Genomic DNA, 17880 nt, shown 5'->3' on the forward strand with positions numbered 1-17880 from the left:
AGCCATGGTAGGAACACCACCGGCCGGAACGCTCGGCGGCCCTTCCACCGGAACGTTCACCGGCACCCTCCCCAGGGTTCGCACCGGGACCGCGAGACGCGCCGTCGCGCTCTACGGGATCGGTGCGGCCATGACCGTGGCGCTCGCCACCCCCTCGGCGGCGGTGGCGGCGATGCCGGACCGGTCGTATCCGGCGGTGAAGCCGCACCCGGAGAGCGACGACGCCAAGCAGTCCGGTACCGGGCATGCCGGTACCGCCGACGCCGGGAACGGCGCCAAGAAGGCCGGCACGGTGGAGGCGGCGGGCCCCGTCCCCAAGCTCAGCATCGGCATCGACAACGGGCGGACGGCGGCCAGGGAGGGAGACCGGCTGACCTACACCGTCACCGTCCACAACATCGGCACGACCGACGCCCGCAGGCTCCGCCTCGCCCAGACCATGCCCCCGGGCCTGAAGTTCGTCTCGGCCGACGGCCACGGCACGGTCAGGAAGGGAGAGGTCGCCTGGACGGTGGACCTGCCCGCGGGTGAGGACGCCACCTTCCACACCACGGCACAGGTGCTGGCCACCCCGGAGGACCTGCTGCGCCTGGCGACCATCGCCTGCGCGAGCACCGGCGAGAACACCCGGCCCATCGTCTGCGCCGCCCACTCCGACCAACTGCCCGCGGGCGCGGCGGCGGCCGCCGCCCAGGAGGCCTCCCCGGCGTCGGGACGCCCCTGGTACCTCCCAGCGGGAGCGGCACTGCTGACCGCGGTGGCGTTCGGCGCCTGGGCCCTCGTACGCCGGGGGAAGCGGCCGTTCGGTCCGCGACAGCCGTCCTGACGGCCCCGCGAGGGACGTGCCGCCAGCCCCGCGAGGGACGTGCCGCGCCTCACTCATGAACGGGATCGGACGGCGTAGGCGCCCAGGGGACTCGGCGATCTCGGCGATGACGGGGACGGGCTCGGTAAGGCGTGCGCGCCCCTCTCAGCGAGGGGCGCACACGTCTCCGGTGGGGGTCACTCGTCGCCGGTGAGGGAGAAGCTCCGTAGGCGCTGGCCCGCCCAGACGACGGCGCCTACCGTGACGACCAGCAGGGCGGTGACGGCGAAGCCGATCGTGAGCTCGCTGGACAGGAACGGCGAGGAGGACACCTGGTCGGCGACCGTCTGGGCCCACTGCTGGATGGAGAACCTGCGGGCGCCGGGGACGAAGTTGCCGACCACCCCCTCCCAGATGAGGGCGTAGGCGATGCCGATCGTCACCGCGTGCCGGGTCAGCACGCCCAGCAGCATGAACAGCGCCGCGTAGGCGATGCCGCCGGCGAGGGCGCCGACGGCGAAGCCGTACGCGATCCCGGACTCCAGATTGATCAGCAGGTAGGCCGCGACGAAGGTCGGCACGGCGGCGAACAGGGCGAGCATCGAGGCGGCGACCAGGAACTTGGTCCGCGCGATGACCGGGCGGGAGATCGGCTTGGCCAGCAGGTGGACGACCGTGCCGTCGTCGATCTCGGGGGCGATCACGCCGGTTCCCGCGATCAGGCCGAGCAGGGGCAGTACGGCGCCGAGGGCGAACTTCTCCAGGAACTGGATCGTGAGCCGTTCGCTCACGCCGCTGAAGACGCGTATCAGTACGGCCATGCCGATCAGCAACACCGGCAGCAGGACCAGCAGCCAGATCCTTCTGCGGCCGAGCAGCGCGCGGTAGGAGATTCCGGCGATGACAGCGTTCATGGTCAGCTGCTCCTGTTGATCAGGTAGGAGAAGACGCTCTCCAGGTCTTCGTCGGCCGGGGAGATCTGCCAGACCCGCACGTCCGCGTCCCTGGCGACCCTGGGCAGCAGCCAGGTGAACCGCCGGAAGTCGACGGCCTGCACCTCAAGGCCCGTCTCCGTGAGCGAGACCGAACTGGAGGAGCCGTCGGCGATCAGTGCCGACGCCAGGCGCCGGTCGTCGCTGGAGCGGACCCGGAACACGTGGGGCCGGTCGGTCATCCTGCGGCGGATCTCGCGGAAGTCACCCGAGGCGGCGTGGCGCCCCGCGACCAGGACCTCGATGTGCTGGGCGACCCGCTCGACCTCCTCCAGGATGTGCGAGCTGAACAGGATGGTCTTGCCCGAGGCGCCCATGGTGCGGACCAGGTCCATCAGGTGCATGCGCTGGCGCGGGTCCATGCCGTTGAACGGCTCGTCGAGCAGGAGCACCTGCGGGTCGTGGACGAGCGCCGCGGCGACCTTGATCCGCTGACGCATGCCCTTGGAGTAGGTCTCGATCCTGCGCTCCCCGGCGGCCTCCATCTCGACCGTGGCGATCGCCTTGCGCGCCGAGTCCTCGGGGTCGGGCAGGTGGTGGAGCCTGGCGCTGGACAGCACGAACTGCCAGCCGGTGAGGAAGCCGTAGGCGGCCTCCCGCTCGGGGACCAGGCCGATCGAGCGGTAGATCTCGTGGTTGCGCCAGATCTTCACGCCGTCGAGGGTGACCGTGCCGCCCGAGGGGGCCAGGAAACCGGCCATCATGTGCAGCAGCGTGGACTTGCCGGCGCCGTTCGGCCCGAGCAGGCCGGTGACGCCGGGGCCGATGGTCATGGTGACGTCGTTGACGGCCACCACGTTGCCGTACCAGCGCGAGACCTGCGCCAGTTCGATGTTCATCGTGCGGCCGCCTTCCGGTAGCGCAGGATCAGGGCGGTCACGGACAGGGCGATCAGCGCGACCACGATCAGGTTCGCCACCACGACGCCCATCCCGCCGGGGTAGACGACGGGCGCGGAGGGGACGGCGCCGAAGAGCCCGACCTGCACCGCGGCTTCGACCAGGAAGAAGGGGTTGATCATCAGGGCCCACGCCGCGGCGGTCTCGTTGTTCACCGACTCCATCGTCGCCGCGACGACGGTCGAGACGGCCGAGGTGAGCAGGTAGAACGCGATGACCGAGGCCACTCCGAGGCCGCGCCTCGGGGTGAAGGAGGCGATCGCGACGCCGATGGAGGCCAGCAGCAGAGCGTAGACGACCGCCCCGGCCATGGCGGTCAGGTAGTCGCCGGTGTGGGCCGGGCCCGGCAGGTCGACGACCACCTCGCCGATGTAGAGCACGGTGAGCGGTACGGCCAGCAGCAGGAACATCGCCACGACCATCGCCGCGAGCTTCGCGCCGACGTAGTCCCACAGCGACACCGGGCGCGACAGGTAGAGCGGCAGCACCCGGAAACGCAGGTCGGGCGCCACGGTGTACGGCGACTGCGCGGCCAGGAAGATCGCCAGCACGGCCTGCATGGTGACGCCGTACTGGGTGTAGGTCATCACCTCCTGCTTGAGCAGGGCCATGACCGCGATGGAGACGACCGCGGGCAGCATCATGACGCCCACGAGCAGGAACGGGGCGATCTTCGCCCTGGCGGTGCGGCCGAGGCCGAACACCCCGCGAAGGCTGTGCACGACCAGCGCGGCGACGGCGTGGCCGCGGCCGAGCCGGGCCCCGTCGTAGTGGCGGTATCCGATGTCGTGGATGACACCTGTGGGCTCAGACATCGGCGGGCTCCCTGTCGGCGGGCACTCTGAAGACGTCCTCGATGCGCTGGCGCCCCTGCTCCATGCGGACCAGGCAGAGGTCGAGGTCGCAGACGGCGTCGCGGAGCGTGTCGAAGGTCTCCGGGCCGCGGACGTTGACCAGGAGCATCCGGCCGTGGTGGGTGACGTTCTCGCCCAGCTCGGTCAGGCGGGCGGCCAGCGTCTCCTGGCCCTCCTCCACCTCGACGGTGACGGTCTGGGTGGTCTGGGTGAAGTCGGCGATCGACGAGGAACGCAGCAGCTTGCCGCCGTCGATCACGATGACGTGGTCGCAGATCCGCTCCAGCTCTCCCAGCAGGTGGGAGGTGACCAGCACGCTGATGCCGAACTCGGTGCCGATCCTGCGGATCAGCGCCAGCATCTCGTCGCGGCCCTGGGGGTCCAGGCCGTTGGTCGGCTCGTCGAGGAAGACCAGGCGCGGGTCGTGCACCAGGGCCTGGGCGAGTTTGACCCGCTGTTTCATGCCGGTGGAGTAGCCGCCCATCACGCGGTAGCGCTCCTCGTAGAGGCCCACGTGACGCAGTACGTCGGCGGCGCGCTCCCTGGCGGCGGTGCGGGGCAGACCGGACATCTGTCCCATGTGCACGGTGAACTCGGTGGCGGACACGTCGGGGGGCAGGCAGTCGTGCTCGGGCATGTATCCCACGGTGCGGCGGATCTCGGCGCCCTGGGTCGTCACGTCCATGCCGAGCACCTGGGCGCTTCCGGCCGAAGGGGCGAGCAGGCCCAGCAGGATCTTGATGAGAGTGGACTTGCCCGCGCCGTTGGCGCCGACCAGGCCGGTGACGCCTGGACCGACGGTCACGGTGAGCTGGTCGAGTGCCGTTACCCGAGGAAAGCGTCTGGTTAGTCCCTCGGTGGCGAGGATAGTCATGCTCGGACCCTACCTACCGGGTGGTGGGAATTCCTCCACCACGCGAAGGAGGCGTGCATCGTCCGAAAGTCCGGTCTACCCGGGGGACGCCCCGCCGCCTCTGTGCTCTGGTTCGTGGTTTTCGGGTGGCGCCGGTACGGCGAGCGGTGGCGCGAACCTGTCCTGCCGGGAGCGCGCCGAACAACCGGCGGGTCATCCCGGCCGGTTGGACGGTTCGGCCGGGATGGGCCGGCTCGCCCGATTTTCGGAGAGCACTTCAGAGGCCCATCCCGTACGACAGTGAGCATCAACCCGGACCTTCCCGTCTTCACCGAATTCGGAAGACGGCAGGTTTCAAGAATCCCGGTTCGGTGGCAGATGCCGAACCGGCGCAGATCCATGGAGAAGGCCCGGGTATGAGGAATACAGCGAACTCCGCGGTTTTCGCTTATCGGCGGGTCATGGCGATATCGTGCACGATTTCGGAGAACCGGATGGCCTCCGGCCTTCGACCCGCGGATTCGCGCCCGGCGTCACGAAGGGGCGTGACTAGTACTTCGGGCTCCAGTTCTGATTACCTCCCCCGTTCGCCGCAAGGGTGTAAACGGCGCCGGCCCGGTTGCTGTCCAGCATCAGGCCTGTCGCCTTGTTCTTGAGTCTCCAGACGTGCCCGGGATTCTGTGAGGTGTACCAGGACTGATAGGGCCCCCCGTTGCACGGTAGGGTGTAAACCTTTCCAGCTCCGTTGCTGTCGAGGCAGCGCCCCGTGGCGGCGTCCTTGATGATGTCGGTCGTGGCCCAGAAGTCGTTTTTGAAGTTCCAGACCTGGTACTGTCCCCCGTTGCAGCCGATGGCGTAGACCTCTCCGGCGTGATTGCTGTCGAGGCACAGCCCGGTCTCCCAGTTGCGCAGGATCACCGTGTCGTCCGCGTGGGCCGGCGTGGCCATGAGGAGCGCGGACGTGGCCAGCGCGCCCGCGATTAACACGCGGCGGGCCTTCTGCTTCATCCCGCCTTGACGGGGCGCGTTTTCCGTGTTGAGCACGGTTTCTCCTCTGTGGTGTCGAGTTCGTTTCGCGAGACCAGTACGCCTGATACCGATCGGCTCGGCGGGGCAGATCTGTGAATCCGTTTTTCCTTACGGACCTCTGTTTTCCCGCACCGAACTTGAAACCAGTGTGTTGGTTTATGGCTGGGATGTCATTGACGGTTTCCGCAATGATTGTTGATGGTTTCTGCGCCGCCTCTTGGCAGGTGTGGAACGTGGGCGCCTTCGGGGGCGGGACCTGTCGTTCGCGTGCCCGCTGTGCGGTCGGTCGGTCATGACTTCACCGGGGCCCGCTCGCACGTCGCGCGGTAGTCGGCCGGGGAGATGCCGTAGGCGGCGCGGAAGGTGCGGCTGAAGTGGGCGTTGCTGGCGAAGCCCCAGCGGGCGGCGATGACGTGGATCGGGTGGGGGCGCAGGGCGGGGTCGGCCAGGTCGTGGCGGCAGCGTTCCAGACGGTGCCGGCGGATCCAGGAGGCCACGGTCAGGCCCTGGTCCTGGAAGAGCTGGTACAGGCGCCGGGCGGAGATCTGGTGGGCGGCGGCGATGGTCTCGGGGCCCAGCGCCGGATCGCCGAGGTTGTGCTGGATGAAGGCGTGGATGCGCCTTTGCAGCACCTGCTGGTGGGTCTCGGGTGGCAGGGCGGCGGCGTCGAGGTGGTGGGCGCACACGGCGGTGAACAGATCCACGGTGATGGCCGACAGGCGGGTGGCGTCGGCGGCGGTATAGCTGGAGGCGTGCCGCAGCAGTTCCTCCAGGTGACGGCGGAACAGGGCGCCGACGCCGTCGTGGGCGGGCAGGCGGGTGGAGGTGAGAGAGGCGAGTTTGCCGTCCGGCAGCGGCAGTGCGGCCTTGGGGATCTGCAGGACGATGCCGTCGAAGCTGCCGGTGCCGTCGGCGGTGATCTGGCCCTGAAAGGGGTGCGAACTATCGTAGAAAACCATTTCCCGAGGGCCCGCGGTGGTTTGCCTGCCGAACTGGGTGATCTGTTTGGCGCCGCGCAGGGAAAGCGACAGGCAGTACGTCTCGGGGGTGAAATACTGGAGCAGTGTGGAAATATGGCGCGACCGCAGGGACGGGGATCTCATCGAGTACACCTGCGTCGGGCCGAGGTCGAGCATGCGCAGGGTGGTGCGGAAGTCGCTCTCGTCATCACTGCACAGCAGGGTGGGTGTCAGGGGCGGGGGCGCCGTCTCCTGGCGCCAGGCGAACCGGTCGGGTGTGAGCGGCTCCTCGCCGCGGAAAACGGCCTCGATCATCGCCGGTTTCCCGCGACGCGTTCCGTACCTGCTGGAAAAGATGTTATCGGTCTCCCGTATTCGCTAATGCCCACGAAACAATCCTTTCGCGTCTTAGGGGGTGCGGGTTTTCCGTCACTGCTTAGACACGGATAGATGGTGGATTGTTCGGAGAGTCGGGTGGCGAAAACGAGCCCACCGCGGCCCGGCGTGCGTTCCAATGGCACTGGAAAGTCCGGTCGGTCCCGAGGAAAGGGGCCGGAGGAAAGGCCGGGGCGGTCGTTCAGGTGAGGCGGTCGTTCCGGTGCCCGCGAGATCCGAGGCGGCCGTTCCCGCGGGGTGGCAGCGGGAGCCGTACGCCGAATCTCGACCAGTAGGCCCGCTGGAGGAAGAGCGTCAGAGTTCCGGCGATGATCATGCCCGCGATGTTCACCGCGAGCTGGGCGACCGAGGCCGCCATGTCGCCCCAGCGGGCCAGGGACGCGGCGACCGCGAAGTATCCGGCGGCGGGAACGGTGGTGACCGAGATGAAGACGCCCACCAGGGCCGACGACTTGCCCGCGGTGACCGACAGCACCCCGGCCGCGCCCGCGAGCAGCGCCACGATGAACGACCACCTGTCGGGCTTGACGATGAACTCGATCTCCTCGTGCCCCGACAGGCTGGCCGGGGTGACCCAGCCGAGTCCCCTGGAGACCAGCGCGCAGGCGAAGGTGATCGCGATGGCGAGGGAGAAGCCGACGGCCAGGGCGCGCAGGGCCTGGCCGATCAGCCGCCCGTTGCGGCGCAGCAGGCCGAAGCAGATGGCCGCCACGGCGCCGAACTCCGGTCCGAGCACCATCGCGCCGACGATGAGGATCGGCGAGTCGACGATCACACCGATCGCCGCGATCTGCGTGGCGATCGCCAGGAACGTCAGGAACGCCCAGGTCAACCGGCAGTCGGCGGCGACGCGTCTGGCGAACTCCGCCCAGATCACGGCGTCCTCGCCCTCGCCCGGTGCCTCCTGCTCGGCGCGGTCGGCCGCGTCCGAGACGGACAGGTCGACCTGCTCGGCGGCGATGGAGCCCTCCGTGCGCAGCCCGAGGTGCTGGAGGTGCTCGATCACCTCGTTGGCGGCCTCCCGCGCGACGTCGAACTGGATCAGGTCGCCCTGGGGAGAGCGGGCCACGCCGGGCAGTACGACGAGATTGGTCACCCCGACGGCCTCGTCGAGCAACCGCAGCACGTCTTCGGTGCGTCCCGGCGGGCTGATCACGCGTAGATGCAGCACGGGCCAACCCTAGTGCGGTGGCCGCGTACCTTCTCAGCGTGGTCCGCCCCTCGACAGGGGGCGGTCACATCGACCTCGACGGAGGCAGGCCAGGGAGGGCGGGCCGTTCGGCGGGGGATGGAGCGGGCCGCAGTTCGTGCTCACCCACACCGCCCCCGGCACGCGGCGCCGGGCGTCCGGCCGCTCCGCGCCGAGAATTTCGGGACGGATCGCTTGAGGTCGCAGTAGGTGGAAGGTGCAGGGTCGAATCATGAACGACGCGACGGACCTTTACACGATCGGGCAACTGGCCCGGCGCACGGGACTCCAGACGCGCACGATCCGCTTCTGGTCCGACATCGGCGTCGTCCCGCCGGCTCTGAGGTCGAACGGGGGATATCGGCTCTACGACGCGGAGGCGATCGCACGGCTGAACCTCGTCCGGACCCTTCGCGATCTCGGGCTCGGTCTCGACGCCGTCCAGCGGATCCTGGAGAGGCGGGCCACGCTGAGCGAGGTGGCGGAAACACACGTCAAAGCGCTCGACGCCGAGATCCGCACCTTGAAGATACGCCGGTCCGTCCTGCTCCTCCTCGTCAAACGTGGCAGCACCGCCAAGGAGATCACATTGATGAACGCACTGGCCCGACTGTCGGCGCGGGAACGTCAGCAGATCATCGACGATTTCATCGGTCGCGCGTTCGCCGACGTCGTCGACGAGGACGCCGCGCTCGTCGCGGAATGGATGCGCGACATCCCGTCCGATCTCCCGGAAGACCCGACCTCCGAACAGGTCGACGCGTGGGTGGAACTGGCCGAGCTGGTCGCCGACGAGAGTTTCCAGCAGACGGTCCGGCGGATGGTCCTGAGCGGCGAGAAGGACAACCGCCTCGAATACGGCCTTGATCTCCGGCCCCTGGTCCTGGAGCACGCGGGCGGCGCACTGGCGCGCGCGATCGCGCCGGAGTCGGCGGAGGCGAGCGTGATTCTGGACCGGATCATTCCCTCCGGCCTTCCCGCGGAGGAGACCGCCTCCCTGATCACCTGGCTGGAGACGGTCGCGGAGCCCCGGGTGGAGCGGTACTGGCAGCTCTTGAGCATCCTCAAGGACCAGAAGCCGGCTCCGCCGGCGGTCCCGGCCTTCGAATGGCTGCTCACCGCACTGCGCGCACACCGCTGATCACGTCCCGCGCCTCTTTCGCACCCTCCACCTCAAGGCCGGACGCACTCGTCCATGAGATCAGAGGCGCTCGTACACGGATACGTGCCGGCGGCTCGCCGCGGTGAACGGGGTACGGTCCCAGTCGTCGTAGCGCTCCCGCAGCCGCATCCCGGCCAGCCGCGCCATCAGGTCCAGCTCGCTCGGCCAGCAGTACCGCAGCAGCAGCGGCCGCAACGTCGTACCCCGCGCGTCGAACGTGACCCGCTGGTAGGTGACGGTCTGCCCGACCGGATCGTGCAGCTGGAACTCCATGTCCACCGAGTTCTCGGCCAGGGCGCGGGTCGCGACCAACTGGTGGCGGTCGAACTCGGTCAGATCCTGGATGAAGCACTCGATGACGAACAGCCCGCCCGGTTCGAGGATCTTCGCGACGTTGCGGAAGCAGTCGATCTGGCGTTCCTGGCTCGTCAGGTTGAACAGCGTGTTGTACACCAGGTAGGCCAGCCGGAACGGGCCCGTCACCTCGACGTCGGCCATGTCGCCGACGACGGCGGGAATCGCCTCGCCGCCGGGCTTCGCGCGCATCCGCCCGACCATCGCGGCCGACCCCTCGATCCCCTCCACCGCGACCCCGCGCCGGGCGAGCGGCACCGCGACCCGGCCGGTGCCGATGGCCAGCTCCAGCACCCGCCCGCCGTCCGGGACGAGCCCGGCCAGGAACTCGACGGCGGGTGCCGGATCCAGAGGATGTCGCTCGTCGTATTCGTGCGCGTAACACTCGCCGAAGAACGCCGGATCACCGAATCCGCTCATGCCGCCCACCCAACCAACCCACCCCCGGTCCCCGCCACCGAATTTCCCCCGTACGGCCCCGCCCTGCCCATCCGGATCTTTTCGAGCCTTCAAGGCGAGAAGGAAGGTGCTTCCGAAGCGTGGAGAAATGGCGGAAAGGATAGGGAGACGTTGGTGGTTGGCGCAGTGACTTCAGTCCCGTCGCAGTGTCCATGTCATGGGGGTACCGGGCGTGGACACCCGTACAGTCTGCACACCAGGGCTCACGGAGACGGTGAACTCGTGCTGGGCGGGTTCACCGGCGTCGTGCCAGGCAAGGAGGGTCCGCTCGATCAGGTCCCAGAGCCGTACGGGGCCGTTCTGGATGACGGTCCAGTTGTCGCCTGCCGCACTCAGCCAGGCGTAGGAGCCCGTGGCATGATCGAACAGCAGCTCAGCGGATGGCTCGTTGCCGTCGGTGACCCGCATGTGACGGCTGGCGGTGGGGGCGGCGAGCTGGGCCAGGAACGCGCCCATCCAGTCGTTGAGGATGTCGGGACCGTACCGTGCCGGTTGTCGTTCACCGTCGCGGGCGGGCAGACCGCCGAGTGACGGGGCGGCGTGGGCGCGAGCGGGCATGAAGGAAACGGCTCCGGGCAGGAACCGGCCGTGGGCGTCGCCCTCTCCGCCGACCTCCAAGGTGACCATGCCGGACCCGTACAGCCAGCCAGACAGGGTGACCAGAATCCGGCCGCCCGCTCTGGTCTGGGCGAGCCAGGCGGCCGGAACTGCGCGAACCGAGCAGGTCGCGATGATCCGGTCATAGGGGGCACGTGCCGGACAGCCGTTCAGTCCGTCACCGATGACCAGGACGGGAGCGTATCCGACCGAGGTAAGCGCCTCGGCGGCCCGTGCTGCGACGGTTGGGTCGACCTCGACGGAGGTGACCAGGTCCGAGCCGAGGCGCTGGCACAGCAGGGCGGTGGAGTAGCCGGTTCCGGTGCCGACCTCCAGCACCCGGTCGCAGTCTTCGACCTCCAGATCTTCCAGCATCCTCACGACCAGGCCGGGCAGGGTGGAGGAGGAGGTCGGAGCCCCCTGCACCGGCTCGACGTCGTCGTGGTAGCGGCCGTCGAGCTGGGTCACCCAGGTCGTGTCCTCGTACGCCAGCTCCAGCCATCGCCGTCCGTCTCCGGCAGGTGTGATCGGCTCCCACAGGGTCCCGCCGGGATCGTCTCTGCGCCGGTAGACGCGGCCCCCCAGGAAGGGCTCCCGAGGAACCTGTTCCAGGGCGTGCCGCCACGGCGTGCTGCGCAGGCTCCCGTCCTCCCACAGGCGGTCGGCCAGGCGACGGCGCAGAGCAGCCGCAGCGGCGTCCATGTCGGTGTTCACGTGGCCGTCTCCAGCAGGTCCGCCAGGGCCGCCGTCATCGGCAGGCCCGTCTCCTCCTCCAGCCAGAGCCACTGGCCGGCGCTGTTGCACTCATAGAAATCGAGCGATCCATCGCCTTTAAGACCGAAGTCGAAGGCGCCGAACAACAACCCGAACTCTGCCAGATAGGCGCGGCAGGCATCGGCGATCCGGTCGGGAAGTTCGAAGACCGAATAGGTTACCTGGGCATAGTTTCGGCGGAAGTCGAGATTTGGGGAGTCAATGCGGACGGCGAAGCACGTGGTACCGATCACCGTGACACGTACGTCGGCTACTTTTTCCACGGTGGCGCTCTGGAACATGTGCGCGGTGACTGTGATTCGTTCGTCCAATTCGTCGGGATGCACGAGCTGAACCCACAGGGTCATCGCATTGCCGTCTTGGTGGTGAAAAGGGGTGATCCGCAATGGTTTGTAGACCACGGGACCGTGGTCGGCGGCGAATGCGCGTGCTTCGACGAGGCTGTTGGTCACGATTGTCGGTGGAACCTGAAAGCCAAGCCGTGCGGCGGCGGCCAGCTGTGCGGGCTTGTGATCGTGGCGCATGATCCGCCACGGATGGTTCACATATCGGCAGCCGGGCAGTGAGGCGAGTACGGTGCCCAAGCCGTACTGCGCCTGGGCCAGTGCGAAACGGCCGTCCTGCTCGTCCAGGCCAGGGGGCGGAGCGTGGCCGGAGGGGCGTCGGTAGTACACAGATCGGACTCGGTCCAGATCGAGGGTGCGTGATCCGGTCGACAGGGTGCCCGACAGTTCGCCTGGACCGTAGTGAGCGGCCAACTCGATTCCGCCGGTCAGGAAATCGCCCGGATCCAGGCGCATCACCCTGATGCCCCGGCGTCCCAGTTCGGCGATGACGGCGTCCGAGGTCGGGTCGTCCAGGCGGGTCAGGACCAGTACGGGCCGGTCGGTCATCAGTCGGGCACGTACTCGGTGACGGTGACGTCGTCGGGCGGTGTCGGCTCTGAGCCGTCGCCGCTGCCGGTCGCCTTGGAAGAGGACACCGCCCTGTTGGTACCGTGCTTACCCATTTTGACGGGTTGCCCGGCCTGGTCGAAGTAGCGGGTGATCTGGGTTTCGGGGTCCAGTTCCCGGATGGTGTAGCCGATCTCGACTAGTTCCTCGATCGGGGTCATACGGGAGAGGCCCCATGGACGCATCGGACTTATAGGACCGCTCATGATCGATTCCTTTCGTCGTGCGGGACGAGTTTCTTGTTGATCAACGCGGTAATGGTTCTTGTGGGTCTTTGTTGAGGAGTCGCCGCGACTTTCATCGTGTGCCCCAAGAGGGAAAATCGAAAGTCGCAGATTTTCGGTGTGGGCACGACTTCCTCTGTTTAATGTTTGTCCGGTTTTTGGGGTGTGCTGTGTCATTGTGAATGATGGACTATTTGGTCAATCGGGTGTATTTGGGGTGACGCGGGCGGGTCGGGTAACGACTCCGCCCGCCCGCGTCGCCGCACGGGTCCGTGCACCCCTCCTGTGTCCGGGCCCGTGCGGGTACGGCGGCGCGGCGGCGCCTGTGGGGAAGTACGGCCGCCGCGCCCGTTCATGGGGAGGCCGCCCTCAGGGGAGGCGGGGATCGCCCTGGGCAGGCACGAACGTCTCGCGCTGGGTGATCATGGCCGTCTCCGCCTCTCGCATCTGGGCTTCCAGGCCCTCCGGGGTGCGGTCGGAGACGATCAGCGGTTCGGGGACGGGCCAGGCGGCGATGGCGTGGAAGCGGCGGGTGCCGGTGCCGTACAGGACGGTCCACCTTGACCAGGCGAGGTCCAGTCGCTCGGCCTTGGCGCGGGCCTGGGCGTCCCACGGATGGCGGGGGACGGCGACGCGGGGCCGGTCGCCACGGTGCCGTCCCCGGGGCCGGGCGGAACGCCGCCGCATCACGGCGTCTCCTCTCCGGCAGCCGTCTCCTGCCGGTCTACCTCGGCCCGGAGGTCGTCGAAGGTGTCGGCGTCCACGGTTCTGAAGGGCGGATCTCCCCAGGCGGTGTCGTTGGGGAAGGGGCGCTCGCGACTGGCCCAGTAACGCCCGGCGTCGCTGCGAATCACCCGCCAGCCGGGAATCGCCGAGGCCGGTGCGGCGGATCTACGCTGTTCCACGGGTCAGGACCTCGTTTCCTGCTCAGGGGTCCGCCGCCGATGTTCGGTGCGGTGGGCCCGGTTTCAGGTCCTGAACCTATGTCGCCGTAAGTCGCCGAACGGATACGTTCTGTGTCTCCTGTGTCGGTCAGACCAGCAGCGCTATCTTGTCCGCGAGATCGCGCGCCCGGGTGCGCAATGACGCCGGACCCGATTCGACGAGTTCCAGCGTCATTCTGCGGGCGTGCCCGTTGTACCTGATCGTCTCGGACGCCGTTCGCTCGGCGAGCTCCAGCGTGCCGAGCACGGCGGTGTGGTCCCGTCGGATGTGGTGGGCGCGGGCCACCTCGATCAGGTGGCGGCCCCGGCGGGGCAGGGACGGGATCGGCGTGGACACCGCTCGGTCGGCCTGCCGCGCCGACTCGCCCCCCTGGCGCAACTCGACGGCGACCGTCACGGCGTGGGCCGCCATGATGACCTTCGAGAACGATGTCCACGGCTGGTAGTAGCCGTCAGGGAGACGATCGGCGATCCGGCCCGCTTCCTCCCAGCGATGCCACGCCTCTCCGATGTCGCCGGTACGGGCGGCGGTGAACGCCAGCTCGAAGTTCAGCGCTCCCCACATGGCCCGCAGATCCGCGCCCGCGTCGTCGGCGCGGGTGGCGATCAGGGGCATCACCTGCTCGTTGATCGCGCGAGCGGCCTCGAAGTCGCCGGTCTCGCGATGCGCCTGGACGAGGAACCACACGGCGCAGGACAGCGCGAGGGGGTCCTCCGACTCCCGGGCCGCCGTCAGCGCCCGGTCGGCGACCCTCCACACCAGGTCGGCCGCCGGTTGGTAGGCCAGGAACATCTGTGTCAGGCCGTACGTCTCGGCGAGCAGGGCGTTCGCGCGTCGCCGGGCGTCACCCCGGTACATCGCCGCCGCCAACCGGACGTCCTGGATCAGGTCCGGCAGAAGTCGGCCAAGCATGGTGCGGTGGTCGGGGGAGGAATGACGTGCGCGCCAGGCCGCGTCCAGCCGTCCGCGCAGGTGACCGAGCGGTTGCACGGTGCCGGTCGGCTGGAGGAGCGTGGCGTTGACGGCCTGCCGTACGGCGGTGAGCGCCGGATGGCCTGGACCGGTGAACATGCGCACGGGCATGGACTGGTCGCCGGTCAGCTCGGACAGGTCGCGCACCTGGAGCGCCTCGGCGAGTTGCAGCAGGATCGGCAGGCGTGGACTCTGCTGGAGGCGACCGCTCTCGACGGCTTTGAGCCACGACGTGGACTTGCCGACGAGTCCGGCGAGCACCTCGCGCGTCATGCCCCGGCGCTCGCGTAAATGTCTGACACGCTGCCCGACCGTCGGCGTCGGCTCGGTGGACTCGTTGACGTTCTCGCTCACGGGCCCCGCCTTTCTTGGCGATGTTGTGATTTCAGGTTATGGCGGAGGGCCTATCTTGTGCAGGGAGTCGATGACGAACGGCCGGAACTCCTGTACTACGGCGTTATTTGTGGTTTCCGATGAAAAGGGGATTTTGGCAATGTCGAATGAGGTGGGGCGGGGTTTTCGGGAGGCGTGGATCGCAGGGGTGAGAAAGCACTATCCGGGGGAGCCGAAACCCGGTTATGTCACCCCCTGGGAGGACACGCCCGACTGGGAGCGGCAGGCCGCTGCCGCCGTGTACGGGCAGGTGCGTGACTTCGTCGCGGTGAGCGGCGGCGGTACGGCAAAGCTCAGCCGCGAGCAGAAGGGCCGGTTCGTGGCGCTGTGCTGGATCGCGCAGATATACCGGCACTTTCCGGACCCGAAGCCGAGCTATGTCGCCGACTGGGACGAGCTGCCGGAGTGGCAGCGGCAGACGGACGCCGACATCTTCGAACGCATCGAGCGGGAGGCGTAGTCACCTGATTCGGCATGCCGGAAGCGCCTTTCCCATTCCCCCGGGGAAGGCGCTTCACTCTGTCGGCCCTGTCGGAGTACCCGGAGAAGATACCGAGGAGTCGGCGGACCCTTCGCCGGAGACGAAGCCGTCCGGTCGTACGGCGCAGCCGGACGGTCAGCGGGAAGCGGAGTGCTCCTTGAGCAGGGAATCCCTGTCCTCTGGCCGGAAGCCGTGGACGGTGAAGTCCGGTGCGGGGCCACCGGCCTTCACCACCTGGTCAGCCGGAGGGGGAACGACACCGGCGGTGCCCCAGCCGGTCAGGCGGACGTCGGTGACGGTGGAGATGTAGTAGTCGATCTGCTTGACGAACGGCTCGGTCCACGAACTCCATGCCCTGCGGACAAGATGGTCCTCGCCGATCCAGAGCCGCCACGAAACCACGATCTCCAGGTCTTTCGCGGTGGGTTTCTCGCCGAAGACGAGGCGGAATCCGGGATAGGCCCCGCGCAGCTCAGCGAAGGTGATCTTTCCCTCGTACAGCGTGGTGCGGGTGCCGTCGTAGACGCCCCCGGGACGCCTCACCGAGGTGGTGGCGAGCACGGCCCGCAGCGTGGCGGGATCGGTCAGTCTGATCCGTCCCGTGTCCACCTCGGGTTTGCTCTCTTCGTCCTCGAAGAGGACCCATTCCTTCCCGGCGGGCAGAGGCGGCACCAGCCACCCCGACATGTAGCTGCGGCCGGGGAAAGAGATGAAGCGCAGGAATTCGCCAGGCCCGGAGTAGCTGTCCCGGCTGGTCACATCGCTGGCCGTGACCTTCCCTCCGCCGAACTCAGCGGCACCCTTCCTGCGGAAGGTCCCCTTCGTCTTGTCTCTGGTCATCCCTGAAGGAATGTTGCTCAGATCCTCGACCGTGTTGACGATGACGTTCGAGAACCTCACTCCGCCGTGTCCGGCCATCTGGCGCCTGAGCGCGTTCACCGGGTCCGCCGGAGCGGTCTGAGCGGTCTGGGCGTTCGCGCCGCCGTCGAACCCGGCGACCAGGGCCGACGCGGTCAAGGCTACGGCCAGCGCGGCGATCGGCCATCTCATCGGGGGTCTCCTGTGCTTCTGCCGTACCCGGGGACTGCCGGGATGCTCGCAGACCAAGATCTCGGGCTTGTCACGGGGTGCCACGCCGCGTCCGTGGACGCGGCGCGGGAGTTTTCCAATCGGGCGGCCTGTCGGCCAGGGGATGTATGGACAGGACCGCTACGCTCCACACCCTTCCAGGAATCCAGAAGGATCTTCGCGGGCTGATCTTTCGGGAAATCCGTGAACTAGCGTCCAAGGCGTAGGTCATCCACACCGTGGAAAGGTCTGAACGTGCGTAAGTCACGCATCGCTCCACTGGTGGTCGTCGCCGTCACGTTGGCCGCCACCGGCCTGGCCGTGACGGTGCCCGTGCTCCCGGCCTCGGCCGCGCGCGTGGACGCCACCTGTGGCGACAACGCCGACGACGCGAGGGTCATTCAGGCGGCGATCGACTCCTCCAAGGAGGGGGACGAGGTCGTCTTCAAGGGACCCTGCCTGATCAACGCGACCATCACCCTGCGCGACCGCCGTACCTATCGAGGCGACTCGAAGGCCGGCGCCCTGATCAAACAGGCGGACGGTGCCAACCTGCCCGCCATGCTCGCCTCCGAGACCTGGGTCGACGACAAGCCGTACAGCTCCGACACCGTCCGCATCGAGCGCCTCACCCTGGACGGCAACCGGGACAACAACACCGGGACCGTCGGGCTCATGTTGCGGTCGTGGAACAGCCGGATCTACGACGTGGACATCTTCGGCGCCCCCTCGGACGGCATCCGCCTCAGCAACCCGTCCAAGAACGGCACCCTGCTGCAGAACACCATGGTGAACAGCGTCATCAGCGACATCTACATCGAGGCGTCCGGTGGTGCGGGCATCAAGGTGGTCGATCCGGGCAACTCCATCACCGACTGGACGCTGCAGCGCTCCTGGATCGCCTTCAGCGGTACGAGCGCCATCGAGTCGGACAACGCCGCGGGCTGGGTGATGAGCGAGCTTCACCTGTACGGGGTGCCCAAGCACGCGATCGACGCCCATCGGTGCTTCGGCACGTCCATACAGAACAACTACATCGAGGACTTCGGCGGCGAGGGGGCGGCGGGCCAGACCTATTTCGGCATCCGCTGCGACCTCCAGGGCGAGGCCAGCAGCACGATAACCGGCAACCGGATCCACAACTTCGCCCCTCCGGCAGCGGAGAAGGCAGGTGCGCGCAGGTCGCGGCAGCTCGGCACCGCGCCGCTGGAACGGCACCGCTCGTTCACCACGGCGCTGCCCGCAGGCGGCAAGTACGTCTACCTCGCCCTCGACGGCGTGAACTACGGGACCGGCCACGCCTCGGTCACCGGCAACACCGTGCTCGGCCGCGGCACCAAGCAGGAGACGGGCCTTCTTTACAGCAAGGCGGACGGCGAATCGATGTCCATCGCCTCGACCGGCAACCTGGTCGACAACGTCGGAACGCCGCGAGCCACCGGCCGCGGCGTCAAGATCACCAAGGGCTACTGACCTCGGGCCCACCGGTGGCGACGACGCGGGCGGGCCGGGCGACGACTCC

Annotated in this window: 19 protein-coding genes; 4 read left to right on the plus strand and 15 right to left on the minus strand. The window is 68.2% G+C overall.

The genetic code is table 11. From position 1 onward, the window contains the following. Positions 1–4 precede the first annotated feature (4 nt). A complete protein-coding gene (locus AB0N02_RS03035) occupies positions 5–826 on the plus strand; it encodes a hypothetical protein (RefSeq protein WP_363941940.1) in 822 nt (273 codons plus the stop codon). Between the two features lie 176 nt (positions 827–1002). On the opposite strand, the gene AB0N02_RS03040 is transcribed toward AB0N02_RS03035, so the two are convergent. The 7 genes from AB0N02_RS03040 to AB0N02_RS03070 form a co-directional block, all read right to left on the minus strand. Further along, entirely contained in the window at positions 1003–1719 is a 717-nt protein-coding gene (locus AB0N02_RS03040; RefSeq protein ID WP_363941942.1) for an ABC transporter permease subunit, read from the minus strand. A gap of 2 nt (positions 1720–1721) precedes the next feature. Further along, the gene (locus tag AB0N02_RS03045; protein WP_363941944.1) at positions 1722–2636 is read right to left on the minus strand and encodes an ABC transporter ATP-binding protein; all 915 of its coding nucleotides are present in this window, start codon (positions 2634–2636) and stop codon (positions 1722–1724) included. Further along, entirely contained in the window at positions 2633–3511 is an 879-nt protein-coding gene (locus tag AB0N02_RS03050) for an ABC transporter permease (RefSeq protein ID WP_363941946.1), read from the minus strand. Before AB0N02_RS03050 ends, AB0N02_RS03045 begins: the two co-directional genes overlap by 4 nt. Then, complete coding sequence (locus AB0N02_RS03055; RefSeq protein ID WP_363941948.1) at positions 3504–4424, minus strand: ABC transporter ATP-binding protein; 921 nt, start codon at positions 4422–4424, stop codon at positions 3504–3506. Before AB0N02_RS03055 ends, AB0N02_RS03050 begins: the two co-directional genes overlap by 8 nt. 528 nt (positions 4425–4952) lie before the next feature. After that, positions 4953–5447 (minus strand): ricin-type beta-trefoil lectin domain protein, encoded by a 495-nt coding sequence (locus AB0N02_RS03060; RefSeq protein WP_363941950.1) that lies wholly within the window; start codon positions 5445–5447, stop codon positions 4953–4955. A 275-nt stretch (positions 5448–5722) separates the two neighbouring features. Further along, positions 5723–6706, minus strand: coding sequence for a helix-turn-helix domain-containing protein (locus AB0N02_RS03065; RefSeq protein WP_363941953.1), 984 nt, complete (start codon positions 6704–6706; stop codon positions 5723–5725). A 262-nt stretch (positions 6707–6968) separates the two neighbouring features. After that, positions 6969–7958, minus strand: coding sequence for a DUF389 domain-containing protein (locus tag AB0N02_RS03070; protein ID WP_363941956.1), 990 nt, complete (start codon positions 7956–7958; stop codon positions 6969–6971). A 250-nt stretch (positions 7959–8208) separates the two neighbouring features. Here AB0N02_RS03070 and AB0N02_RS03075 point away from each other — a divergent pair, with 250 nt between their 5' ends. Beyond that, positions 8209–9117, plus strand: a complete 909-nt coding sequence (locus tag AB0N02_RS03075) for a MerR family transcriptional regulator (protein WP_363941959.1) — start codon at positions 8209–8211, stop codon at positions 9115–9117. A gap of 60 nt (positions 9118–9177) precedes the next feature. On the opposite strand, the gene AB0N02_RS03080 is transcribed toward AB0N02_RS03075, so the two are convergent. From AB0N02_RS03080 to AB0N02_RS03110, 7 genes are all read right to left on the minus strand, one after another. Next, complete coding sequence (locus AB0N02_RS03080; protein WP_363941962.1) at positions 9178–9912, minus strand: class I SAM-dependent methyltransferase; 735 nt, start codon at positions 9910–9912, stop codon at positions 9178–9180. A gap of 171 nt (positions 9913–10083) precedes the next feature. Next, positions 10084–11262 (minus strand): ATP-grasp peptide maturase system methyltransferase, encoded by a 1179-nt coding sequence (gene tgmC, locus AB0N02_RS03085; RefSeq protein ID WP_363941963.1) that lies wholly within the window; start codon positions 11260–11262, stop codon positions 10084–10086. Then, complete coding sequence (gene tgmB, locus AB0N02_RS03090) at positions 11259–12215, minus strand: ATP-grasp ribosomal peptide maturase (RefSeq protein WP_363941965.1); 957 nt, start codon at positions 12213–12215, stop codon at positions 11259–11261. Before tgmB ends, tgmC begins: the two co-directional genes overlap by 4 nt. Then, positions 12215–12676 carry a putative ATP-grasp-modified RiPP gene (tgmA, locus tag AB0N02_RS03095; RefSeq protein ID WP_363941967.1) on the minus strand — a complete coding sequence of 154 codons (462 nt, stop codon included), beginning with the start codon at positions 12674–12676 and terminating at the stop codon, positions 12215–12217. Before tgmA ends, tgmB begins: the two co-directional genes overlap by 1 nt. A gap of 192 nt (positions 12677–12868) precedes the next feature. Then, positions 12869–13186 (minus strand): hypothetical protein, encoded by a 318-nt coding sequence (locus tag AB0N02_RS03100; RefSeq protein WP_363941970.1) that lies wholly within the window; start codon positions 13184–13186, stop codon positions 12869–12871. Then, complete coding sequence (locus AB0N02_RS03105; RefSeq protein ID WP_363941973.1) at positions 13186–13404, minus strand: hypothetical protein; 219 nt, start codon at positions 13402–13404, stop codon at positions 13186–13188. Before AB0N02_RS03105 ends, AB0N02_RS03100 begins: the two co-directional genes overlap by 1 nt. A 127-nt stretch (positions 13405–13531) precedes the next feature. Further along, positions 13532–14770 carry a helix-turn-helix transcriptional regulator gene (locus tag AB0N02_RS03110; protein ID WP_363941975.1) on the minus strand — a complete coding sequence of 413 codons (1239 nt, stop codon included), beginning with the start codon at positions 14768–14770 and terminating at the stop codon, positions 13532–13534. A 187-nt stretch (positions 14771–14957) separates the two neighbouring features. Between AB0N02_RS03110 and AB0N02_RS03115 the strand changes: the two genes are divergently transcribed. After that, entirely contained in the window at positions 14958–15269 is a 312-nt protein-coding gene (locus AB0N02_RS03115) for a hypothetical protein (RefSeq protein ID WP_363941978.1), read from the plus strand. A 156-nt stretch (positions 15270–15425) separates the two neighbouring features. Here AB0N02_RS03115 and AB0N02_RS03120 read toward each other — a convergent pair whose 3' ends face one another. Continuing rightward, positions 15426–16340, minus strand: coding sequence for a hypothetical protein (locus tag AB0N02_RS03120; protein ID WP_363941980.1), 915 nt, complete (start codon positions 16338–16340; stop codon positions 15426–15428). Positions 16341–16613: 273 nt separating this feature from the next. On the opposite strand from AB0N02_RS03120, the gene AB0N02_RS03125 reads away from it, so the two are divergent. Then, the gene (locus AB0N02_RS03125) at positions 16614–17831 is read left to right on the plus strand and encodes a hypothetical protein (protein WP_363941982.1); all 1218 of its coding nucleotides are present in this window, start codon (positions 16614–16616) and stop codon (positions 17829–17831) included. The last annotated feature ends 49 nt before the right edge of the window (positions 17832–17880 follow it).

This window comes from Streptosporangium sp. NPDC051022 (genome assembly GCF_040683035.1).
In the GTDB taxonomy this organism is placed as follows: Bacteria; Actinomycetota; Actinomycetes; order Streptosporangiales; family Streptosporangiaceae; genus Streptosporangium.